Origin of the sequence: Bartonella sp. AC329YNZD, assembly GCF_042196685.1 — a bacterium.
Classification (GTDB): Bacteria; Pseudomonadota; Alphaproteobacteria; order Rhizobiales; family Rhizobiaceae; genus Bartonella.
Window position 1 is genome coordinate 1 of the sequence record NZ_JBHIQS010000061.1, and the last position, 2,249, is coordinate 2,249.

4 protein-coding genes are annotated in these 2,249 nt (G+C 35.4%); 1 reads left to right on the plus strand and 3 read right to left on the minus strand.

The window, feature by feature from the left end:
* The 3 genes from ACFIMW_RS09115 to ACFIMW_RS09125 form a co-directional block, all read right to left on the minus strand.
* The coding region (locus tag ACFIMW_RS09115) for an antA/AntB antirepressor family protein (RefSeq protein ID WP_375607576.1) at window positions 1-440 on the minus strand (440 nt) is incomplete at its 3' end.
* A gap of 64 nt (window positions 441-504) precedes the next feature.
* The gene (locus ACFIMW_RS09120) at window positions 505-879 is read right to left on the minus strand and encodes a hypothetical protein (RefSeq protein ID WP_375608876.1); all 375 of its coding nucleotides are present in this window, start codon (window positions 877-879) and stop codon (window positions 505-507) included.
* A gap of 157 nt (window positions 880-1,036) precedes the next feature.
* A complete protein-coding gene (locus ACFIMW_RS09125; RefSeq protein ID WP_375607534.1) occupies window positions 1,037-1,654 on the minus strand; it encodes a helix-turn-helix transcriptional regulator in 618 nt (205 codons plus the stop codon).
* 109 nt (window positions 1,655-1,763) lie between these two features.
* Here ACFIMW_RS09125 and ACFIMW_RS09130 point away from each other — a divergent pair, with 109 nt between their 5' ends.
* On the plus strand, window positions 1,764-2,015 hold the full coding sequence (locus tag ACFIMW_RS09130) for a helix-turn-helix transcriptional regulator (RefSeq protein ID WP_375608875.1): 252 nt from the start codon (window positions 1,764-1,766) through the stop codon (window positions 2,013-2,015).
* Window positions 2,016-2,249: the final 234 nt, after the last annotated feature.

The following is a 2,249-nucleotide window of genomic DNA, read 5'->3' on the forward strand; positions in this document are numbered from 1 at the left end:
TCTTCAATGATGGTGTCTTTTTGATCTATTTGACCTTGTAGGTAATTCAAAAAGCCAATCATAGCCTTTGGACTTGAGTAATCGATTTGTGGTGTAACAACTTGCTTTGCACGCCGCTCGCATTCAATAAAATATTGACGGGCTTGTTTTCCTTTTTCATTACGCTCTACCATGGCGAGCTCTTTTGCCATGTCTAATGTGAGGTGATAGTCTATAGCTGTAACAGCTCTAGATTTTGCGCTCCCCAATTTTGGGGACCGCAAATCTTGTGTTTTTATGAAATCATTTCCCTCTTCAAATTCATATTGATGAATACGGTCCTTAATCCAAGTAGAGAAATCTTTCCCAATTTCCAAAAACGCATGTAACTCACGAGCGTTGACCGTTTGAACGGTTTCGTGTTTGATTGTATTGTGCTGGATAGCAATAGGCTTTTCCATTACGAACCTCATATTGATGGGATTGATGAATGAAAGGGGGCGCTTTTAAATGCGCCCTCAGAATTTAAAGCACATCACAAAGACGTAATTTATTTTGCTCTTCATAGGTCCCGTAGACCTCATCATTATATTTTTCGTCTGCGATCTCGTCTAAAAGTTCATTGTAAGCATCACTTTCGCGTATAAAGTAATGAACCTCACTATCCTCATGGAGATGTTCAATATTTCCTTTTACATATGCTTCTGCGATCTCTTCAGAAATGTCTTCACAGTTCTTTTCAGAAGGATTGATGCGAAAGATTTGGATTGCATCATCTACCTCATCAACAATGCTTAGAATTTGGCTTGCATCAAGTGGTCCAGACTCTGCAATATGTTGATCTTTATCGTAGGCAACTAATAAAATTTCATTGGAATTTATAAGAATTGGCTTATCCATAATTTTTCCTCCCTAACGCCTCTTGGCGATTGTTTGTGCGTGGTTTGTATAATTACTTATATAACTATAATTATAAAACAGCAAGCAAAAAATTATAAAAAGTTATATTTTTTATAAAAAATATTATAATATCTTACTGAATAAGAGGGGAGGATAATTAGCGATAAGTCCGAATCATCTTGCTGTAAGAACTTATTGGCAAAATAGCAAATATTTCTCCAACCCACACAATTTTAACATTCTTAATAGGTAAGGCATTCCAAGAAAGCAGATCTATTTCACCATTCATGCCCCTGCTAATCTGCTTTATATATCTTTTATTATCATGTGTTAAAATAACGGCTTCTTTGCCAAAAAAGGATTCTATTGTTTTAATTTGGCGCCGTCTTACGATAACCATATCTCCATCTTTATAGGCTGGAATCATAGAATCTCCTTTAACTTCAAAAGCAACCATATCATCAGGTAAAGCAAAAGGAATTTCTACTTGTTCAAGACCATCTTCAGGGATTTGTTCAAAACTTGGATCTATCTGTGTTCCTGCTCCAATATACCCCATAAGAGGAACAAAAGTTGTGAAGTGATTATCCCCTTTTAGTTCTTTATATAATTCTAAAATGGCATCTCTATTAGAGCCGCGTGGATCAGAATCTTTTAACCACTTAGACACTGAAGCTTGTGTTACGTTTAGCCGTTTGGCTACATCTTCTTGCGTTAAGTTAAACTCGGTCAAAATCTTTTTTAATGTGTTTATAATATTAGATTTATTACTCATACTTCTGCTTACCTTATTTTTTTATCGTTGATAAAGATAAATTTCATTGACTTTATATAACTATAATTATATGAATATAATAAGACAAAGCTGTAATTGGAGCTTGTAAATGGATCAACGAGAAGATTTTAAGAATTTGACTAAGTCAATACGGGGCAAATTTAATTGGACACAATCAGAAATGGCGAAAATGCTTGGTGTAACTCAAGCAGCTGTTTGCAAGTGGGAAAAAAGAGGATCTATCTCCGTAATAAATTATCTAAAGCTGCAAAAGTTGAAGGATAGTTCTAGCTCTAGTTCTGCTTTTATTGCTGCTCATACAGATAATAATGAACAGCAACAGCATCATTCACATTCTTAAACAGGCAAAAATAAAGAGATCAAATTAATAGATTACGCGCCACCATACGCGCACATATAAATAGGCAACAGCCTTAAGGGGGGGATTATGATCACTCATTTATATTTAATAAAAAAAGGGGATGCGCATGTCTAATGGTATGCCGTGGATAAGATTTCATTTGTATGACTGGATAAGTGGTACAGATGGGATGACGTTGGAACAACGGGGCGTTTATATAACGCTTATTGTACG